This is a genomic window from Pseudoalteromonas sp. GCY (assembly GCF_016695175.1).
Classification (GTDB): Bacteria; Pseudomonadota; Gammaproteobacteria; order Enterobacterales; family Alteromonadaceae; genus Pseudoalteromonas.
In genome coordinates this window covers 2,414,938-2,435,565 of record NZ_CP068023.1, presented here as the reverse complement: position 1 = coordinate 2,435,565, position 20,628 = coordinate 2,414,938, and the positions used below count along the sequence as shown (strand labels likewise).

Genomic DNA, 20,628 nt, shown 5'->3' with positions numbered 1-20,628 from the left:
TTAAGCCACTTGCGGGTTTGCATCAGTGGCAAGTTGACCACTTTTTGCAGTAACCGTACGGAATACGTTGTAAGCCATTACCAGCATGCCAACTACGATGAATACACCGCCTAGGAATCGCATGATATAGAAAGGCTTAGAAGCTTCTAGTGACTGAACAAAGCTATACATTAATGTACCGTCAGCATTTACTGCGCGCCACATTAGGCCTTGCATAACACCAGAGATCCACATTGCAACGATATAAAGCACAACACCAACTGTGTGTAGCCAGAAATGCGTGTTAACTAGCTTGATGCTGTACATGTTACCGTGACCAAATAGTGCAGGAATTAGGTGATAAATTGCACCGATAGAAATCATTGCAACCCAGCCTAGTGCACCAGAGTGTACGTGACCTACAGTCCAGTCTGTGTAGTGTGAAAGCGCATTTACAGACTTAATAGCCATCATTGGGCCTTCGAAAGTAGACATACCGTAGAACGATAGAGATACAACTAAGAAACGCAGTACTGGGTCAGTACGTAGTTTGTGCCAAGCGCCAGACAGCGTCATGATACCGTTGATCATACCGCCCCAAGAAGGAACGAACAGGATAACTGACATCACCATACCTAGAGACTGTGTCCAGTCAGGTAGTGCTGTGTAGTGAAGGTGGTGAGGGCCTGCCCAAATATATAGAGAAACAAGTGCCCAGAAGTGAACAACCGATAGACGGTAAGAGTAAACTGGACGACCTGCTTGTTTTGGTACGAAGTAGTACATCATACCTAAGAAACCAGCGGTAAGTAGGAAGCCTACTGCGTTGTGACCATACCACCACTGAACCATCGCATCTACTGCACCTGCGTAGATTGAATAAGATTTAGTAAGTGATACAGGGATAGCCATACTGTTTACAATGTGAAGCACTGCAACAGTGATAATGAAACCAGCGTAGAACCAGTTTGCTACATAGATGTGTGACACTTTACGCTTGATAAGAGTACCAAAGAATACTACAGCATAAGTAACCCATACTACCGCGATTGCGATATCAATCGGCCACTCTAGTTCAGCGTATTCTTTTGAAGAAGTAATACCTAGAGGAAGCGTGATAGCCGCTGCTACGATAATGGCTTGCCAACCCCAGAAGGTGAATGCGGCAAGTTTGTCAGAGAACAGGCGCGTTTGACACGTGCGCTGAACAACATAGTAAGAGGTTGCAAATAGTGCACTTGTACCAAATGCAAAGATTACTGCGTTCGTGTGTAACGGACGAAGTCTAGAGTAAGTTAACCATGGAATGTCGAAGTTTAACGCAGGCCACGCAAGTTGCGCTGCGATAAATACACCTACACCCATGCCAACAATGCCCCAAATCACTGTCATGATAGCGAATTGGCGTACAACTTTATAATTGTACTCAGTTTGTGATGCTACTGTTTGGCTCATTTTCTGGATTCCGCTGCAATTTATTGCGATTAGAAATGAATTACCTGAATTACAGGCCCTAGTTATATTTCTTCAAGCCCGTCATGTTTTAACTCAAAAGATGAGTGAAAACCTAACCAGCCCGAGAAACCTTTATTTTTGCGAGGAAATGATAATTTTTTTGCTTATGAAAAGATACCTAAAACGCCTAAAATTATGACATCAATCAAGTTTTCACGCGCTTTTTGTTCGCTTCTTAAGCAACCTAGCATTTGCCCTGAAACTTGCGTACACTGCGCAGGATTCAGAAGTGACGGTAAATCCCTCATGATTGCAAAGCAATTAACAATCGGGTTGCTAGGTGTTTTCCTCGTGGCCTGTTCAGACCCGACTATTATTATACATGAAAGTTCAGAAAAAAGTGAAAGTTCAGTAACAAGAAATGTCTGTAATTTTTCAGCGCCCTGTGAGTTAACTTCACAAGTGCAGATTTATCTGGGCTCAGAGCAGGTTCAACCTGAAACAGAATTTACCATTGGGCTAAAAAGTGCGACTAAAGTAGAGGTCGTTTCGGCATGGCTTGAGGGAGAAAATATGAACATGGGAAGAATTCCCGTGTTCTTTGACAAAAACACACTGATAGCAAAAACCATGGTTGGTGTATGCACGGATAAATCTATGCGTTGGATTTTACGTTTAGCGCTAACTGTTAACGGCCAGTCTGTAACTACCAGTCATCCAATAGCTGTAAATTACCAATGAATAAATCTGTTTTTATCGAATATCTCAAGTTTGCACTTGAACAAAAGCTGATTGAAGCCACTGAAGCGGCAAACAGTGCACGTGCTGATGCTACCCATGAACAAAGTGCTGCTGAAACACAATACGACTCGTTGAGTATTGAATATGGGTATTTGGCTGAAGGACAAAGTGAGCGCGTTGATGCCATGCATTTGGCAAAACAAACAATATTGAATCAGTTGGCTCTAGCTGTGAGCAATACAATTACACATAACGCACTAGTTGAAATTGAAGATGAGCAGGGTAACTGTCATTGGTTCTATTTTGCGCCTTGCGAAGGCGGATTAAAAATCCAATATAAAGAAACACCTGTGCTGGTGTTAACGTTTGAAGCTCCACTTGGCAAACGGCTTAAGGGGTTAACTGTAGATCAAGATATTTCATTTTTCTTCAACGGCCAACAGCAAACGTTAACTGTGATGCAAATACTGTAGGGTGGTTTGCTCTCGTTTTGCTACGAGTTGCTACGAGAACAATTTCTTTCTTACGATTGCCCGATATGTGCTTGGTGATTTTCCCATCAATTGCCGAAAGACCCGACTTAATTGCCCTTGTGAATTAAATCCAGAAGCGAGGGCGATATCTTGAATGGAGAGATTACTGCTCGCGAGTAGCTCTTTACACATTTCAATACGCACCTGTTGCAAGTAGGCAACGGCGGTTTGTCCAGTTGCTTGTTTAAAGCGGCGGTTAAAGGTGCGATAACTCAAATCAAATTGCGCCGCGACAGCGGGTAAAGAGAGTTCCGATGCGGCGTTATTTTTCAGCCAAAACTGAATCGCGGCAATTTGCTCGTCGGCATGACGGTCCACAGCGCCTTCTAAGTAACGCTGCTCTTCGTAAGGCTTACGAATTTCATGAGAAAAGTTTTGCTGAACATGGTGTGCAGCGTCGATACCGTAAAGTAACTCAATAATATGAACAATAACATCAGCAAGAGCGTTTAAGCTGGCTACGGTGTAGATCCGCTCTGATTGGGTGATAAAGTAATCCGGTTTTAATTCGACATTGGGATATAGCTGAGAAAATTGTTTGGCAAAATGCCAATGGGTCGTTGCTGAATGTCCGTCAAGCAGGCCAGAATTTGCTAAAAAGCAAACGCCTGTGCCAACGCCTATCAGTGTGCTTCCTGTTACCCACGCATCGGCAAGCGACTCACTCAACGCTTGGTTTTGTCTTACGATAGGTCTTGGATTTCGCCATATGCTTGGCACAATAATGTAGTCATACAAAGGTAATGAACTGAAGTCGCTTTGTGCCTCAAGTGTCATGTAGTTATCGGCATTAATTGCCTCGCCTTGGCTGCTGCAAAGCATAATTTCTAAAGGAGTATAAGCTGCTTTTAGGTGCACTTTAGCAAAGGCTTGTCCAGCTTTGAGCATTTCCAGCGGTAAGGTAACACTGGTGACGAGCATATGCTTGTAAAGCACAATGGCGACCTTTGTACAGGATTTCATCTGCTCCGACCTCTTTGTTTTGGCGAAAAATGATTTATATGTGGCGTATTTTGTAAAAACTTAAATTCGAATGCAATTAAAATCAAGTCATTATCTTAGTTCAGAAGTAGGAACGACATGACAGCATTGCCAATTATTGTAGGAATGGGGGGGATTAACGCCGCGGGGCGCACCTCTTTCCATCAAGGCTACAAACGTATTGTACTGGATAAGCTAAATGCTAAAGACCGACAAGAGACCTATTTGGGCCTTGCGAGTTTAATGAACTTAGTACGTTATGAAGAGGGTCAGCTGATTGACCAAAACGACCAAGTCATTCAAGAGGCCGAGATTGAGTCGCGCTTTGGTGAGCAGATCTTAGCGGGGACGTTGATCCGTAAAATTGAAAAAAACCATTTTGACGTAGATGCGACCCCTTGGCAGCAAAAGCTCACAATGAAAGCAAATGATGACAGCAAGATAGTATTCAGTTGTCGTAAGCGTGACTTACCTGAGCCAGTTCCTGCAGCTTGGCAAGTGATTGAGCTTGATCCAAAAACGGTTGAAGTAACCATAGCGGACCAGATTGAAGTTAAGCACGATAGTTTTAGAGACAACCCAATTAAAGCCGCAGGTCAATTACCAACCGGCTTTGAGCCGTCGCTCATGTATAACAGCCGTTACCAACCACGCGGCCTTCAGGCGACGATTTTTGCTGCAACCGACGCTATCCGCTCAACGGGTCTTGAGTGGGAGAAGGTGATGAACAGCGTACGACCTGATCAAATAGGCACTTATTCCGCTTCTGTTGTAGGGCAAATGAATGATGAGGGCTTAGGTGGACTAGTGCGTAGCCGTTTACGTGGCGACCGAGTAAGCACCAAGCAGTTGGCGCTAGGACTCAACACCATGTCCACTGACTTTATCAATGCTTATGTTACTGGCAGCGTTGGCACAACGTTTACGACATCGGGTGCGTGCGCTACGTTTCTATATAACCTTCGCGCTGCAGTGAATGATATTCAGGCTGGTCGTACTCGTGTGGCGATTGTAGCCAGTGTTGAATGTGCTATTACACCAGAGATCATCGAAGGCTTCGGTAATATGGGCGCACTCGCAAATGAAGAAGGCTTACGTAAACTTGATGGCACCGAGCGTGTAGATTATCGTAAAACCAGTCGTCCTTTCGGTGAAAACTGTGGCTTTACGATTGGTGAAGGTGCACAAGTAGCGATTTTGATGGATGATGCGCTGGTGCTTGAGCTTGGAGCGCAGATCATGGGCTCGGTGGCCGATGTATATGTAAACGCAGATGGCGTGAAAAAGTCGATCACGGCACCTGGACCAGGTAACTACATTACCATGGCAAAATCGGTCGCACTGGCTCAGCAAATTGCAGGCACAGAGGCATTAGTAAAACGCAGCTTTATTTTGGCACATGGCTCAAGCACACCACAAAACCGCGTCACTGAGTCGCTTATCTACCACAAAATTGCCGAGACTTTTGCGATTAATGGTTGGAAAGTAGCGGCGCCAAAAGCTTATGTTGGTCATACCATAGCACCTGCGTCTGGCGATCAGCTAGCGATGGCATTAGGGGTGTTTGAATACAATATTATGCCAGGGATCACCACAATCAATGCGGTAGCAGAGGATGTTCACGTCGAGCATTTAGATATTCGCACTGAGCACTATGAGTGTGACCCAATGGATATCGCCTTTATTAACTCAAAGGGCTTTGGCGGTAACAATGCGACAGCAACGGTACTTTCTCCAACGCTTACGAAGCAGTTACTAAGCAAGCGTTATAGCCAATTTGAGTTTGCAAATTATGAGCAACAACTTGCCATTACAACACAAAGACAAATTGCATATCAGCAGGCGGCCGATTATGGCCAGTACGAACTCATTTACCGCTTTGGTAATGGCATGATTGATGAGTCTGAATTGAATTTAAGTCAACAAGAGTTAGCCATTCCAGGATTTGAGCAGAGCATACAGCTTTGTCCAAAGAATCCATACGGTGATTTAATCTGATGATTTGATGTAAAGAATAATGTTAAGCAAGCAAGGCGTACAGGGAGTACGCCTTTTTTATTTTTAGCTTAGCGCTCAAATGCACTAACGGCAGTAATACGAACGATCAAGCATATCTCATATATTTAGCATGAAACTCAAGGTGATGTTCAATAAAGCTCGAAATAAAGAAATAGCTATGATCATAACCTTCATGCATGTTTAGCGTGATGGGGTAACTTGCTTTTTCAGCCGCTTGTTCGAATAACCAAGGTTTTAGCTGCTCATCTAAAAACTGGTCACTTGAACCTTGCTCAATGAGTATCGGACGTTTTGTTGGACTAGCATAGTTCGACAATAATTCGGTTGCGTCGTATTGTTGCCAGCGCTGTTTGTCATCCCCTAAATATCCCGTTAGCGCTTTTTGTCCCCAAGGGCAGTTACTTGGGTTAACGATTGGACTAAACGCAGAGATACTCGTATAGGCGTCAGGGTTTCTAAGCCCGATAATTAACGCACCATGGCCACCCATAGAGTGACCGCTAATGGCTTTTTGCTGGCTAACCGGGAAGTGGGCTTCGATTAACTGAGGCAATTCTTCTGTCACATAGTCATACATTTGATAATGTTGACTATATGGTGTCTGTGTCGCATTGACGTAAAAACCCGCACCTAGACCAAAGTCATAAGCGCCATTTTTGTCATCTGCAACGCCTTCTCCGCGCGGGCTTGTATCTGGTGCGACAATCGCTATCCCAAGCTCGTTGGCTTTTTTAAACGCGCCCGCTTTTTGCATGAAGTTTTCATCGCTGCAGGTTAACCCTGAAAGCCAATATAGAACAGGGACTCGTTGCCCTTCATTGACGACTTCAGGTAAAAAAATGGCGAATGTCATTTCACACTGCGTCGACTGGCTAGTATGTTTGTAGCGCTTATGCCAACCGCCGGATACTTTGTTGCTAGAAATTAGTTCCATCAAGTGCTCCTTAATTAAGCGAAATAGGACGCAACCTATGCGTCCTTGAGCGGATATTAGTAATGGATCACCGAGCGGATACTCTTGCCTTCATGCATCAAATCAAAGGCTTCATTAATATCTTCGAGCTTCATCGTGTGGGTGATAAAGTCGTTGAGCTTGAATTCACCAGCCATATAGCGTTCAACAATCTCAGGAAGCTCTGAGCGACCTTTTACGCCACCAAAAGCGCTACCGCGCCAAACACGACCAGTAACAAGTTGGAATGGGCGTGTTGAAATCTCTTGTCCAGCGCCTGCAACACCGATGATCACGGACTCACCCCAACCTTTGTGACAGCACTCAAGGGCGCTTCTCATGACATCCACGTTACCGATGCATTCAAACGAGAAATCCACACCGCCATCTGTCATTTCAACGATAACTTCTTGAATAGGTTTGTCGAAGTTTTTCGGATTGATAAGATCGGTTGCCCCAAGCTTTGTGGCAAGCCCAAACTTATCTTCATTGATGTCGATACCTATGATACGACTAGCGCCAGCCATTGTAGCGCCAATGATAGCGGACAAGCCGATACCACCGAGGCCGAAAATGGCGACGGTATCGCCTTTTTGCACTTTAGCGGTATTCATTACTGCGCCCATCCCCGTGGTAACACCACAGCCAAGCAAGCAGATCTCTTCAAGGGGCGCGGACTTGTTTACTTTAGCCAAAGAGATTTCTGGCAGCACAGTGTACTCAGAGAACGTTGACGTGCCCATGTAGTGATAAATTGGTTGGCCGTCTTTATAAAAGCGGGTTGTGCCATCAGGCATTAAGCCTTTACCTTGGGTTTCACGGATCTGCTGACAAAGGTTCGTTTTACCAGACTTACAGAACTTACATTCGCCACACTCCGGTGTGTACAATGGGATCACGTGGTCGCCAACGGCAACGCTGGTAACGGCTTCACCAATCGCTTCAACAATACCTGCGCCTTCATGACCTAAAATTGCAGGAAACACGCCCTCAGGATCGTCGCCAGACAAAGTGAAAGCATCGGTATGACATACGCCCGTTGCGGTGATTTTAACTAAAACTTCGCCTTTTTTCGGTGGCATAACATCAACTTCTTCAATACTAAGCGGTTGACCTGGGCCCCAAGCGATTGCTGCTTTAGATTTAATAAATTCAGACATGGTTTGTTCCTTTCTTAAAAGTTGGTAGCAGTATAACTACATTATTATTTTTGATAATCTATAAAAATCATAAAGACTTTTACGTATATGTAATAATGGATAGATGGATTGGCATCGATGAGTTTGTTGCGGTAGTGAGTAATGGCTCTTTTAGTGGGGCTGCAACTCAGTTAAATACGTCTGTTGCGCAAATTAGTCGTCGAGTGAAAATGTTAGAGGAGCGGCTCAACATACAACTTTTGACGCGCACCACCCGAAAATTGGCACTGACCCAGGAAGGAGAAGTGTTTTTATCTTACGCAAAGCATTTACAACATGGGTTAGATGACGCCACTGCAGCAATCCGTCAACGTGACAGACAGCCAACAGGTAAACTCAAGCTCACCGCACCGGTGATGTACGGCGAGTCTTATGTCATGCCTGCTGTGGTTGACTTTATGCGTTTGTATCCAAAAGTTGAGGTTGAAATGCATTTGACGAACAACCAAGTCGACTTGCTCGATAAGGGCTTTGACTTGGCAATTCGACTCGGCAAGTTACAAGATTCATCTCTGCGCGCCAAACGGCTAACCACACGTAAAACCATGGTGTGTGGTGCAAATATCTATTTAAATCAATTTGGCCAACCGCATACGCTCGCTGAGCTTAGCAATCATAAATGTTTGATTGGTAATAGTAGCGAATGGCGCTTTGTTGAGCACGGTAAAGCGCGGCAAATTAAAGTGGTGGGGCCACTTCGTTGCAACAGTGGTTGGGGGCTCTTGGAAGCAGCAAAGCAAGGCTTAGGTTTGGTACAATTACCACATTATTACGTGCAGGAGGCGCTAGAGAGTGGTGAGTTAACAGAGGTACTAACCAACTTTAGACCTGAAGAAGAAGGCGTCTGGGCGCTGTATCCACCCAGACAATTTGTCGCCACCAGCTTACGGTTATTACTGGATCACTTGAGTGCGCACTTTAATAAGTTTTAGCCATAGTATCAATGGCTTGACTGAGCGCTATCTCGCGACTATCACAAAATGCACGGTCGCCTAGACGGTCATGAATGTTTAAGCGCTTGAGTTTATCGGTGGTCTCCAAATTCGGTGAATAGATAAACACGCTACAGTTCGCATCAAGCGCATCTGTAATCGCATTTTCAATGGCTAAGCCCACGGTGACATCAATCATAGCTACGTCGCTTAAATCTAATACCATGGCTTTGTATTCACTAATCTTGCGGTGTTGTCTTGCGATTGCTTTTGAGACGCTAAAAATCATTGGCCCGGAAAGATAAAAGAATAATAGTTTACCGTTGGCTTTATCTAACAGCTCGCTTTCTTTTTTCGTTAGTGGCACATCTTCATCGCTATCACTGTCGCTAATTGCTTTAACGTGATTGGCTTGCACTCGGCTTAATCTCTCTATGATCATCACATTAGAGATAAATACACCAAGGCCCACGGCAACAATCAGGTCAACAAAAACGGTAAGTAGCATTACGCCATACATAATCGCCATTTGACTGACACTAAGCTTATGAGCACGCTGGATAAAACTCCAATCCAGAATATTAAAACCAACATACACTGCAATACCAGCAAGCACCGCCATTGGGATTGGCTCGGTCAGGCTGCCCGCGATAAAGACTACGGCCATCAAAATTAGTGCCCTGAATATGCCAGCGATTGGCGAGCGAGCGCCCACTTGAATATTGACCACAGTTCCCATCGTTGCGCCAGCACCTGGCAATGCACCAAAAAGGCCAGCTATCATATTGGCAATACCTTGGCCTCTGAGTTCCTTATCAGAATCATGCTCGGTTCGCGTTAAACTGTCGGCTATTACTGCTGTTAACAACGTATCTATACAACCCAAAGTGCCCAGTACCAATGCGTCGATAAGCATTTCAACTAATAGCTCTGGTGATAATACTGGAAACACAATACTTGGCAGGCCACTTGGAATTTCTCCGATGCGGCGAATACTATCGGTGTCAAAAATAATGATTGAAAGCAGTGTAACGGCGACGAGTGCGACCAGTTGAGCGGGGACGTACTGGCGCCACTTACTTGGCATTTTGAATAAGATTGCAAGCGTGATCACCCCGAGGAACAACTCAGAAAAGTGTAAGTCCATCAGCAGGCTAGGCAAGTTAGACAAAGTGCCAACAACACCACCAGCAGGCGCTTGATGTCCAAGTAAAGGAGCAAGCTGCAAAATAATGAGGATAACACCAATACCAGACATAAATCCGGAGATGACGCTGTAAGGCATCAAGGTAACGTATTTACCTAACTTGAGCGTACCCAGTAAAACCTGAAAAGCACCTGCCATCATGACAACAGTAAAGCCCATCGCAAGACCATTTTCGGGGTACTTGCTCATCATGGCGGTGAGTACTGCTGTCATGATAACAGTCATTGGGCCGGTTGGTTCAGAAATGAGGGAGGTTGAACCACCGAACAGCGCGGCAAATAAGCCAACTAAAATTGCGCCCCACATCCCAGCTTCTGCGCCAGCGCCAGAGGCAACACCAAAAGCGAGTGCGAGTGGTAAAGAAATAATTGCAGTGGTTACACCACCGAATAGGTCACCTTTTAAAGAGGCGTTTTTAAATCTCTTAAGTGTGATCATACTTTTGACTTTAACGATCAAAGAATTGACGGCATTCTACTGATAAATAGCACGGAGTGCTACGAAGGACTGGTATTACCATTTGTCTGCTCAGTAAAATTCGGACACAAAAAAGCCAGTCTAAAAAGACTGGCTTTTCAATTACTGCTTAGTCAACCTGAGCAGGAGAGGCCATGTCGGCGCTTGCTCTGCCTGTTGGTGACTTAGAGCCAACACCCAAGCCACTATTCGCCACAGCCTGACGTAGTTCATGTGGCATCGCAGATGGTGTTTCTACCACAACATCCTCAATCACGCTTTGTGCTTTTGTCATTGGCGCGGCAGCCGTTTGGTTGAAGCGTACACGGCTTTGTACTGAATTACCGTTTACGACCTGTTGAGTAGGTGCTTCAACAGCGTCAACGGCTGGTGTCTCTTCAGTTGAAGATTCAGTAGCTGCTTCAGCTGCTGTTGTTTCCACAACCGTTTCTGTTGCCGGTGTCTCGACTGCTGGCTCCTGAACTTCTGGTGTTGCCTCCGCGTCAGAAGCCTGAGTTTCTTCTACAACTGCAGTTTCAGTCTCAGTTTCAGTCGCAGCTTCATCCTCAGCCTTCGCCGTTTCAACTTGTTCAGTCTCTACTGTGTCAGCGATTGGCTCAGCTTTAACCACATTTGCTTCTTCTGGCTGCGCGACGTCTAGCTCTTCTGCGACCACTTTGTCAGCGCTTGCAGACGTTTCTGGCTGTGCAGTTTGTTGCAATGGTGCTTCAGCAGTGGTTGCCTCAACTTCGTTTACAGGCTCCACTAGTTGCGCTTTATTTTCGTCAACCGGTGATTCGGCTGGCTTAGCTTCGACATCTTGCTTTGCATCAGTTGGCGTCTCAGAAACTGTCGCTTCAGCCGCTGGTGCATTGTCTTCAGTTACCGTTTCAGGTGATGACTGAGTCTCAACTGTGCTTGCTTCTTGCTGCACTTCCGCTTGAGTTTCACTGTCAAAAGAAGATTTCGCTTTTAGCTCAGCTTCGTATTCTGCAGCGGCTTGATCGGCTACGGGTACAAATGCGGCAGCTTGACCTTTTTCAGGCGTATCCTGACGACGGCGACGTTGACCTGCCGCTCTCAGGTGACGCGGAGAACGTCTAGAGCGAGTGCGGCCTTCTTTATTTTCGTCATCAATTTGCGATTCTGAAAGTTCAGCAGATACTACCTCGGTAACATCGTTTTGTTCGTGGCGCTCAGTGTTAGCAGTTTCTTGCTGCTTTGCTTGAGCGTGTACGTCAGCTTGTTCAGAAGGTGCTGCTACTTGTTCGTTAGTTGCAGACTCTTGTTCTGACTTATCCGCGACAGGTTTCGCTTTTCTTTGCCTTGGCTTTTGTTCAGCTTTAGACTCAGATGCCGTTTTCGCTGGTTGTTCAAGCGGCTTTGCTTCTACTTTCACTTCTTCAGTGCTAGTTTGCTCTGATGTGTTAGTATCCTGTGCGTTGGTTTCTTCCACACGTACCTTCTTGCGAAGATTACGTCTTTGTCTGCGTGGTTTTAATGTCGCTTCTTTAACTGGCGCGTCGTTAGCCTCGACCGCTTCAACGTTATCGTTTACAGATTCCTTAGCTGGACGGTTTGCTTTGTCCTGATCTTGGCGTTTTCTGTTATTTGGACGACGGCGTTTGCGGTTATCACCACGTTGCTCGTTACTGCTGTTTTCGTCTTTCGATTCAACCGTTGTCTCTTTTTGTTGATCGTTACGACGGCGGTTATTGTTACGACGACGATTGTTATTATTGCGACGGCGATTATCACGGTTGTTATCGCGTGATGATTTTTCTTCAGAAGATTTGTTTTCTTCTTGGTTATCGCTGTCAGTAGCAAATAGGCTCTTGAACCATTGACCAATCTTCGCAAACAGGCTGATGCCGTTTTGAGCTGGTTGTGCTTGTGGCTTACGAGTTTGTGGTTTTGCTGCTTGAGCTGGAGTCGGTGCGGGTGCAGGCGCTGGTGCATCAGGCATAACGACACCTTTTAACACAGGCTCCTCTTTTACAATCGCTTGAGCTCGAGCAATTTCAACGACTTCAGGCTCAGGCGCGGTGATCTGCTCATAGCTTGCAGCTTCTGTTGTCTCATCTTTACGCAATCTAACCACTTCATAGTGCGGTGTTTCTAAGTGTTGGTTAGGAATGATAACAACGTGGCACTCGTGGCGCTTTTCGATGCGTTGCACAGAACGACGCTTTTCATTTAATAAGTAAGCACCAACCGCGACAGGCACTTGGGCGTTGACCTGAGCGGTATTATCTTTTATCGCTTCTTCTTCGATTAGACGCAAGATAGACAAAGCAATGGATTCGTTTGAGCGAATGGTGCCTTGGCCGTCACAGCGTGGACACGTATGTTGGCTCGCTTCACCTAAAGACGGGCGCAAACGTTGACGCGACATTTCTAATAGGCCGAAACGAGAAATCTTACCGATTTGCACGCGAGCACGGTCAGTACGAACGGCTTCTTTCAAGCGGTTCTCTACTTCACGTTGATGGCGAGGCGGAGTCATATCGATAAAATCGATAACGATTAGGCCACCTAGGTCACGTAAACGTAACTGGCGTGCAATCTCGTCAGCCGCTTCTAAGTTAGTGTTCAGCGCCGTCTCTTCGATATCGCCACCTTTCGTCGCTTTTGACGAGTTGATATCGATAGAAGTGAGTGCTTCTGTAGGATCAATAACGATAGAACCACCTGAAGGCAAACGCACTTCACGCTGGAAAGCTGACTCAATCTGACTCTCAATTTGATAATGCGTAAATAACGGCACATCGTTTTGATAAAGCTTAACACGATTGATGAAATCTGGACGGAAACGCTCGATATGCGCCTTCGCTTCTTCAAAAACACGCGGTTTATCAATTAGGATCTCACCAATATCACGACGTAAATAATCGCGAATTGCACGGAAGATCACGTTACTTTCTTGGTGAATTAAGAAAGGTGCTTTACCGCTATTTGCAGCATTTTGGATTGCGTCCCAATGAACGAGTAGCGCCTTAAGGTCGTACTCTAGTTCTTCGAAAGATTTACCTACGCCCGCGGTGCGAACGATAAGACCCATACCCTTAGGTACGTTTAAGCGACTCAATGCTTCTTTTAGCTCAATGCGCTCGTCACCTTCGATACGACGTGAAATACCGCCAGCTCTTGGGTTATTAGGCATTAATACCAAGTAACTACCAGCGACGCTGATAAACGTTGTGAGTGCCGCGCCTTTTTGACCACGTTCTTCTTTATCAACCTGAACGATGACTTCTTGACCTTCTTTGATCACGTCTTTGATGTTAGGGCGACCATTGAATGTATAGCCATCTGGGAAATACGTTTTAGCGATTTCTTTTAAAGGAAGGAATCCGTGACGCTCAGCGCCATAATCAACAAATGCGGCTTCTAGGGATGGTTCGATACGGGTAATTTTACCCTTATAGATATTGGCTTTTTTCTGTTCGTGACCAGGGCTTTCTATATCTAGATCGTATAGACGCTGGCCGTCAACCAGTGCCACGCGCATTTCTTCTTGCTGCGTTGCATTGATCAGCATACGTTTCATATTGTAATTCTCTACTTAATTATTTACAGCGCCTGATACGTCTTGCCAGCGACAGCGTGCTACACCTTGGATGTTCCTATTAAATGATGCAGTCTCACGACTGGGGGAAAGGGAACATATTCACAGTTTCCACTTTAAATCAGGGTAAAATCACTGATCCATCGTTCGCTTTTTGCACGTTTATTCGTTTCACAAAGTAGTCATGCACGGGGTAAGTTGAGCTTGGTTTGCCAAGCTTGGCTATCACCATCTTTTAACTTGATTGCTTTGTGGTTATTCACGAGTTGCGGCCTGCTATGCACGGGTATCACTGCAACTGTGGTAAACGTATCAGACAAATTTTAATTTCTTGCTTTTTGGTTTGTTCATCGTGTCCAGTCATTAAACGAAATATTACGCGCTTCGCACTGACTGTTCGCACGTGTTTATCTTAGATGCATGATAAAAGCTTTGGAAATATTAGCTCTAATCTGTATGATCTGCCATCCAAGATGTGCATCACGACATTGTTTTTGCGATAAAAAGCACCTCGCAAAAATTTGCGGCCTGATTATCCCACTAATAATGTCGAGATAGCAACTAAATTATTACTCAAATCAGTGATTAGGCAATGTCAGAGAAACCCGCATTACAAGTTAGCTTCGTTACCGTGACTGAAGACCAAGAAGGTCAAAGGATCGATAACTTTTTAGTTACGCATTTGAAAGGGGTGCCAAAAAGCGCCGTATATAAAATTCTTCGTAAAGGGGAAGTGCGCGTAAACAAAAAGCGGGTGAAGCCTGTATATAAACTACAAATCAATGATGAAATCCGTATCCCACCTGTGCGTGTTGCAGAGAAAACAGAGTTTGTGCCTAAAAACCTAGATAAAGTCGCAAACTTAGAAGATGCCATTCTTTATGAAGATAAGTATCTGATAGTTATAAATAAGCCAGCCGGTATGGCGGTACATGGTGGCAGCGGCTTAAGCTATGGTTTAATTGAAGCATTAAGAGCATTACGTCCGCAAGAGCAAAGCTTGGAGTTAGTTCACCGTTTGGACCGCGACACATCGGGTTGTTTGTTGATTTCAAAGCGCCGCGCTGTGCTTAAAGGACTTCATGAGCAGCTAAGAGAAAAGACCATGGAGAAAAATTACCTTGCGCTAGTTTCAGGGCTATGGGATGCCAAACATAAAAATGTCACCGAACCGCTACGTAAAAATACCTTAAAGTCAGGTGAGCGAGTGGTGCGAGTGGACCATGAGCAAGGTAAACCTTCTCATACTCGTTTTAGAGTCGTCGAGCGTTTTGAGTCCGCAACTTTAGTGCAAGCGTCACCCGTAACAGGCAGAACGCACCAGATCCGAGTACATACTCAATGTAAAGGACATCCAATTGCGTGTGATGATAAGTATGGCGATCAGGTGTTTGATGCCAAAATGCGTGAAGTGGGATTAAATAGGCTGTTTTTGCATGCCAAAGAGCTCAGGTTTATGCACCCGAAAACAGAAACGACACATCATGTAGAAGCGCCATTGGATGGGGCTTTGGAAGCATGCTTAATTAAACTAAGGAAGTAACATGCAGTATAAGTGTGTAATTTTCGACTGGGATGGCACCGTCATGGACTCTGTGCCAAAAATCGTAAATACTATTCATAAAGCTGCTGAATCTTGTGGAATTGCACCAGTCAGTAATGAAGCGGCGAAAAGTATTATCGGCCTGTCTCTCGATAAAGCGATACTGACACTTTTTCCAAATCATGAAGACAAATTAGCGTCTTTAATAGCGGCTTATAAATATATCTATAAGCATCAAGACAAAACTCCAGCGCCTCTATTTGAAGGCGCTGAAACACTTCTAAAACAATTAAATAGCAATGGAATCAAAGTTGCGGTCGCAACAGGAAAAAGCCGAATAGGACTTGACCGTTTGATGGCAGAAAGCGGGTTGAGCGATATTTTCGTTACGACACGGACTGCATGTGAGGCGGAGTCTAAACCGCATCCCGATATGTTACTTCAGATTCTGGCTGAACTAAATGTGGAAGCTACAGAGGCTGTCATGATAGGCGATACGCTAATTGATATGAATTTAGCGAAGAACGCAGGCATTGATGCGATCGGTGTTACTATGGGTGTTGCAACAAGAGAGCAGTTATCGCAAACATCGGCTGTCCATATTTGCGATAACTATCGAGATTTATCTCACCTATTGTTGGCCTGATTGCTCAGCGAGCACATCAATACCAAACTCGAGCAGTGTTTTAGTGAGTTGGATAAGGGGAAGACCAATCAGGGTATTGGGGTCTTCTCCTTCAAGCTTATCAAACAGACAGATCCCTAATCCTTCGCTTTTAAAGCTTCCAGCACAGTTGTAAGGTGCTTCCGCATCACAATAGTTACTGATCTGGGCTTGGGTAAGTTGGCGAAAGTAAACGTGGAACGGTACCACTTCAGTGACCGTTTTTCCGCTTTCAATGTCGAAAACGGTTAAACCAGTCAAAAAAGTTACGCGATTATTGCTAAATAGGCTTAGTTGCCTAATCGCGTTTTCTTTATTATGTGGCTTTCCTAGGATCTCACCGTTGAATAGTGCAACTTGGTCTGAACCTATCACCACACCTTGTTGATATTTTGCTATCGCTGCTTTGGCTTTTAATTCGCTCAATCGTGCAACAAGTTGCCGTGCTGATTCTCCTTCGAGTGCTTGCTCATCTACATCTGGTGAAAAAGATACAAAAGGAAGCATTAATTTTTTCAAAATTGACTGCCTAAATGGTGAACTTGAGGCTAGAATAAGGGGCGTTTTCATGAGATTTTTATCTTTGTGATAACATTGCCAACAGGATAATGCGCAATAACGCGAAAAACAAAGGGAAAGTGTATTTTTACTTTGACTAACACAGTAACTATCTATATGATGCAGCCCCTATGCAAAAGGTGAAAATTCCCATCACTATTGATCCATGCAGAGCAGCGCAACGTCGAGCATCTTATGACGGTGTTGTAATGCTTGAAGAACTTTCTCGATTGCAGCAAGTTGTGCGTGATCAAAATAGTGAAATAGCGGTAGACATTCATTTCAACATCGACGAACAAGGTTTGGTTGTTGTGCAAGGCAAAGTCCGAGCCCATCTAACCGTTGTATGTCAGCGTTGTAATGATGAATTAGGGTTGGATTTGGAACAAGACTTTGCGTATTCGCCAGTCGGATTAGGTGCAGAGTCGGATGATCTTCCCGAGCGTTATGATGTGTTGGAACTGGATGAAGAGGGTGAAGTAAATCTGAGACAAATCGTCGAAGATGAGCTACTACTCGCGATTCCGATAGTCCCGACGCATGATGAAGCACTATGCTCTTATTCTGATAAGCCAAAGAGCTTTGGTGAAATTGAAGCAGAAGATAGCAAACCAAATCCATTTGAAATTTTGAAACAACTTAAGAAAGATTCTTAGGAGAAGGCTAATGGCGGTACAAAAAAGCAAGAAGTCACGCGCACGTCGTGGTATGCGTCGTTCACACGATGCAATCAGTGGACCAGCTCTAACTGTAGATCAGGTTTCTGGCGAGACTCATCGTCGTCACCACGTGACTGCTGACGGTTACTACAAAGGCGTTAAAGTAATTTCTAAGTAAGAGATTACTTTATGCTGACCGATCTAACCATTGCGTTAGATATGATGGGGGGCGATTACGGCCCCCGTTCATCTATCCCCGCAGCTATCGCTGCTGTGCTTAAGCACCCAAATCTAAATTTAATCCTCTGTGGTAATCAGCAAGTTATTGAAAGTGCTTTGACTAAAGCAAATATGCTGGATCATCCAAGACTCATAATTAAACACTGTAAAGAAGTCGTCACTAACGGTTGTGAACCTGCTTCTGCACTTAGAAATAAAAAGCAGTCTTCAATGCGTATTGCGCTTGATTTGGTGAAATCTGGCGAAGCGCAGGCTTGTGTTAGTTCAGGAAATACAGGTGCGCTCTTTTTTATGGCCCACTATGTGTTAAAAATGTTGCCCGGTATCAAGCGCCCCGCGTTAATTTCAGCCGTTCCAACAGAGAAAAAGCAGCCCGTTTATTTGCTTGATCTTGGTGCGAATGTGCATTGTGACCCTGAAACCCTCTATCAGTTTGGTATTATGGGCTCAATCGTTGCTGGAGAGGCATTAAATATTCCTTCACCTAAAGTGTGTTTGCTAAACATTGGCTCTGAAGAAATCAAAGGCCATGATGGTATCAAGCAAGCTGCAAAATTAATGAAATCCTCATCTGTTATTAATTATCAAGGCTATTGTGAGGGGAGCGATATGTTCTCTGGCAAAGCTGATGTAATTGTGTGTGAGGGATTTGTCGGTAACGTCGCCTTGAAAACCTGTGAAGGGATTGCCAAACTCATCATGCATAAGTTTAGCAAAGCGTTAAAAAAGCACTTTTTTTATAAAGCGTTGGCCTTTTTACTTCGACCCGTTATAAAAAAATTGTATAGAAGGGTGAACCCCGACCAGTATAACGGCGCAAGTCTGGTAGGATTGCGCGGTATTGTTGTGAAAAGTCACGGAAATGCTACAACGAAGGCATTTTTAGCCGCGATTGAAGAAGCTGCGCAAGAAGTACAACGCAAGATCCCTGAAAAGATCCAAGCGGTGTTTGCTCAGGTCGACACAGAAAAACAACCGTCAGGTCCGCATCCCTAACACTGCTAAGTGACATGAGGACGTGGCGACAACAGAGAAAATAAGAGCACAATATGTCACAAAAAATCGCATTATTTTTCCCAGGACAGGGCTCACAAAGCGTGGGCATGTTATCTGAATTATTAGCATCTTCTGACATCGTTAAAGCGACTTTCGCTGAAGCGTCAGAAGCATTAGGCTACGATTTAGCCGAACTTGTGCTAAATGGTCCTGAAGAAGAATTAAACCAAACGCACCGCACTCAACCGGCATTATTAACCGCAAGTGTTGCTATCTTTAGAGCATGGCAAGAGAAAGGTGTTGAAGCTGAATTGACACTAGCAGGCCATAGTCTAGGTGAATACTCTGCATTAGTGTGTGCAGAAGTATTAACCCTAACTGATGCTGTTAAGTTAGTTGAAAAACGTGGTTTATATATGCAAGAAGCAGTTCCTGCTGGCACGGGGTCAATGGCGGCAATTATTGGTTTAGATGATGACGTGATTGCTAAGGTGTGTGCCGAATCTGCACAGGGTGACGTTGTTTCGCCGGTAAACTACAACTCACCGGGTCAAGTGGTGATTGCGGGCCACGTTGAAGCAGTAAATCGAGCCTCTGAAGCTTGTAAAGAAGCAGGAGCTAAGCGCGCATTACCGCTTGCAGTCAGCGTTCCATCTCATTGCGCATTAATGAAACCTGCTGCTGATAAATTAGCAAAAGATCTGGAAGCACTCGCATTTTCAGAGCCAAAGTTTGATGTGATCAACAATGTTGACGTTGCTGTTGCAAAAGATGCTGCAGCAATAAAGGATGCGCTTATTCGTCAGCTTTATAGTCCTGTAAGATGGACCGAAACTGTACAAGCGGTTGCGAAAGAGGGTGTTACAACAACTTTTGAGTTCGGCCCTGGTAAAGTGATTTCGGGTCTTGTCAAACGCATCGACCGCTCAGTGTCGTGTGTTTCGGTAAATGATTTAGCTGCCATTGCTGCAGCAGAATAATAACGAGAGCATTATGAGTAATTTATTTTCTTTAGAAGGTAAGGTAGTACTAGTAACGGGGGCTAGCCGTGGTATTGGTAAAGCAATCGCTAACGCCATGGTTGCACAAGGTGCAAAAGTTGCAGGTACTGCAACGAGTGAGTCTGGTGCCGAGCGTATTTCTGAGTACTTAGGCGACAATGGTAAAGGTTACGCGCTAAACGTGACAGATACCGACTCAATCGCAGCAACTTTGGATGCAATCAAAGCAGACTTAGGTGATATCGAAGTATTAGTAAACAATGCTGGTATCACTCGCGATAACTTGCTGATGCGCATGAAAGATCAAGAGTGGGATGACATCATTGATACTAACTTGTCATCCATTTTCCGCTTATCAAAAGCTGTGCTTCGCCCAATGATGAAGAAGAAAAATGGTCGTATCATTAACATTGGTTCAGTCGTGGGCACTATGGGTAATGCGGGTCAAGCTAACTATGCTGCTGCAAAAGCGGGCGTAATTGGTTTTACAAAATCATTGGCGCGTGAGGTTGCATCTCGTGGTATTACGGTAAATACTGTAGCACCGGGCTTCATTCAGACAGACATGACTGATGAGCTAACCGATGAGCAAAAAGCAGCAACATTGGCGAATGTACCTGCAGGTCGTTTAGGTCAGCCTGAAGAAATCGCAGCGGCTGTGGTTTATTTAGCATCAGATGCGGCAGCTTATGTTTCTGGTGAAACTTTGCACGTAAATGGTGCGATGTACATGGTTTAACCCGCTAAGATCACAAATCAATTGAAATTTTTGTGATCTTGTCGACAACGTACTTGAAATCGTCGCGAAAATAGGCGATAAAAAGATCCAAAGCTTTGTAACAGGTTTGACCAGAAAAAAAAGTACGGGTCAATCCTTGAATCCCAGAATGATGCGTCGTAAACTGCGCCGCAATCTGAAAATTAACGCAGTAGCGTTTAAATAAA

Annotated in this window: 19 protein-coding genes; 11 read left to right on the top strand and 8 right to left on the bottom strand. The window is 44.7% G+C overall.

Going from position 1 to position 20,628, the window contains the following annotated elements; translation table 11 throughout:
• Positions 1-1,434, bottom strand: a complete 1,434-nt coding sequence (gene ccoN / locus JJQ94_RS16060; RefSeq protein WP_099028745.1) for a cytochrome-c oxidase, cbb3-type subunit I — start codon at positions 1,432-1,434, stop codon at positions 1-3.
• A gap of 306 nt (positions 1,435-1,740) precedes the next feature.
• Between ccoN and JJQ94_RS16055 the strand changes: the two genes are divergently transcribed.
• A complete protein-coding gene (locus tag JJQ94_RS16055) occupies positions 1,741-2,175 on the top strand; it encodes a hypothetical protein (protein WP_099028744.1) in 435 nt (144 codons plus the stop codon).
• Positions 2,172-2,648: a transcription elongation factor GreAB gene (locus JJQ94_RS16050; protein WP_099028743.1), complete on the top strand. Its 477-nt coding sequence runs from the start codon at positions 2,172-2,174 to the stop codon at positions 2,646-2,648. Before JJQ94_RS16055 ends, JJQ94_RS16050 begins: the two co-directional genes overlap by 4 nt.
• Before the next feature lie 30 nt (positions 2,649-2,678).
• Here the strand turns inward: JJQ94_RS16050 and JJQ94_RS16045 are convergent, their stop codons facing one another.
• On the bottom strand, positions 2,679-3,671 hold the full coding sequence (locus JJQ94_RS16045) for a GlxA family transcriptional regulator (RefSeq protein WP_099028742.1): 993 nt from the start codon (positions 3,669-3,671) through the stop codon (positions 2,679-2,681).
• Positions 3,672-3,788: 117 nt separating this feature from the next.
• Between JJQ94_RS16045 and JJQ94_RS16040 the strand changes: the two genes are divergently transcribed.
• Positions 3,789-5,687 (top strand): beta-ketoacyl synthase, encoded by a 1,899-nt coding sequence (locus JJQ94_RS16040; RefSeq protein WP_099028741.1) that lies wholly within the window; start codon positions 3,789-3,791, stop codon positions 5,685-5,687.
• A 106-nt stretch (positions 5,688-5,793) separates the two neighbouring features.
• Here JJQ94_RS16040 and fghA read toward each other — a convergent pair whose 3' ends face one another.
• Positions 5,794-6,642 carry an S-formylglutathione hydrolase gene (gene fghA / locus JJQ94_RS16035; protein WP_099028740.1) on the bottom strand — a complete coding sequence of 283 codons (849 nt, stop codon included), beginning with the start codon at positions 6,640-6,642 and terminating at the stop codon, positions 5,794-5,796.
• Between the two features lie 56 nt (positions 6,643-6,698).
• Positions 6,699-7,820 (bottom strand): S-(hydroxymethyl)glutathione dehydrogenase/class III alcohol dehydrogenase, encoded by a 1,122-nt coding sequence (locus JJQ94_RS16030; protein ID WP_099028739.1) that lies wholly within the window; start codon positions 7,818-7,820, stop codon positions 6,699-6,701.
• Positions 7,821-7,915: 95 nt separating this feature from the next.
• On the opposite strand from JJQ94_RS16030, the gene JJQ94_RS16025 reads away from it, so the two are divergent.
• Positions 7,916-8,791 (top strand): LysR substrate-binding domain-containing protein, encoded by an 876-nt coding sequence (locus JJQ94_RS16025; protein WP_099028738.1) that lies wholly within the window; start codon positions 7,916-7,918, stop codon positions 8,789-8,791.
• Here JJQ94_RS16025 and JJQ94_RS16020 read toward each other — a convergent pair.
• From JJQ94_RS16020 to JJQ94_RS16010, 3 genes are all read right to left on the bottom strand, one after another.
• On the bottom strand, positions 8,778-10,436 hold the full coding sequence (locus JJQ94_RS16020) for a SulP family inorganic anion transporter (protein ID WP_172439880.1): 1,659 nt from the start codon (positions 10,434-10,436) through the stop codon (positions 8,778-8,780). The genes JJQ94_RS16025 and JJQ94_RS16020 overlap by 14 nt on opposite strands.
• Before the next feature lie 148 nt (positions 10,437-10,584).
• Positions 10,585-14,004, bottom strand: a complete 3,420-nt coding sequence (gene rne / locus JJQ94_RS16015) for a ribonuclease E (RefSeq protein WP_099028737.1) — start codon at positions 14,002-14,004, stop codon at positions 10,585-10,587.
• Positions 14,005-14,204: 200 nt separating this feature from the next.
• Positions 14,205-14,342, bottom strand: a complete 138-nt coding sequence (locus JJQ94_RS16010) for a hypothetical protein (RefSeq protein ID WP_201435429.1) — start codon at positions 14,340-14,342, stop codon at positions 14,205-14,207.
• 272 nt (positions 14,343-14,614) lie between these two features.
• Here JJQ94_RS16010 and rluC point away from each other — a divergent pair, with 272 nt between their 5' ends.
• Both rluC and JJQ94_RS16000 read left to right on the top strand, forming a co-directional pair.
• Positions 14,615-15,565 carry a 23S rRNA pseudouridine(955/2504/2580) synthase RluC gene (gene rluC, locus JJQ94_RS16005; RefSeq protein WP_099028736.1) on the top strand — a complete coding sequence of 317 codons (951 nt, stop codon included), beginning with the start codon at positions 14,615-14,617 and terminating at the stop codon, positions 15,563-15,565.
• A gap of 1 nt (position 15,566) precedes the next feature.
• A complete protein-coding gene (locus JJQ94_RS16000) occupies positions 15,567-16,211 on the top strand; it encodes an HAD family hydrolase (RefSeq protein ID WP_099028735.1) in 645 nt (214 codons plus the stop codon).
• Here the strand turns inward: JJQ94_RS16000 and JJQ94_RS15995 are convergent.
• Positions 16,197-16,799: a Maf family protein gene (locus tag JJQ94_RS15995; RefSeq protein ID WP_099028734.1), complete on the bottom strand. Its 603-nt coding sequence runs from the start codon at positions 16,797-16,799 to the stop codon at positions 16,197-16,199. The genes JJQ94_RS16000 and JJQ94_RS15995 overlap by 15 nt on opposite strands.
• 119 nt (positions 16,800-16,918) lie before the next feature.
• Between JJQ94_RS15995 and yceD the strand changes: the two genes are divergently transcribed.
• The 5 genes from yceD to fabG are packed head-to-tail and all read left to right on the top strand — an operon-like array spanning position 16,919 to position 20,422.
• Positions 16,919-17,443 carry a 23S rRNA accumulation protein YceD gene (gene yceD / locus JJQ94_RS15990; protein WP_010374009.1) on the top strand — a complete coding sequence of 175 codons (525 nt, stop codon included), beginning with the start codon at positions 16,919-16,921 and terminating at the stop codon, positions 17,441-17,443.
• A 10-nt stretch (positions 17,444-17,453) separates the two neighbouring features.
• Positions 17,454-17,624 (top strand): 50S ribosomal protein L32, encoded by a 171-nt coding sequence (rpmF, locus tag JJQ94_RS15985; protein ID WP_010374010.1) that lies wholly within the window; start codon positions 17,454-17,456, stop codon positions 17,622-17,624.
• A gap of 11 nt (positions 17,625-17,635) precedes the next feature.
• Positions 17,636-18,682, top strand: coding sequence for a phosphate acyltransferase PlsX (plsX, locus tag JJQ94_RS15980; RefSeq protein ID WP_099028733.1), 1,047 nt, complete (start codon positions 17,636-17,638; stop codon positions 18,680-18,682).
• 53 nt (positions 18,683-18,735) lie between these two features.
• A complete protein-coding gene (gene fabD / locus JJQ94_RS15975) occupies positions 18,736-19,662 on the top strand; it encodes an ACP S-malonyltransferase (protein ID WP_099028732.1) in 927 nt (308 codons plus the stop codon).
• Between the two features lie 13 nt (positions 19,663-19,675).
• Complete coding sequence (gene fabG / locus JJQ94_RS15970) at positions 19,676-20,422, top strand: 3-oxoacyl-ACP reductase FabG (RefSeq protein ID WP_099028731.1); 747 nt, start codon at positions 19,676-19,678, stop codon at positions 20,420-20,422.
• Positions 20,423-20,628 lie beyond the last annotated feature (206 nt).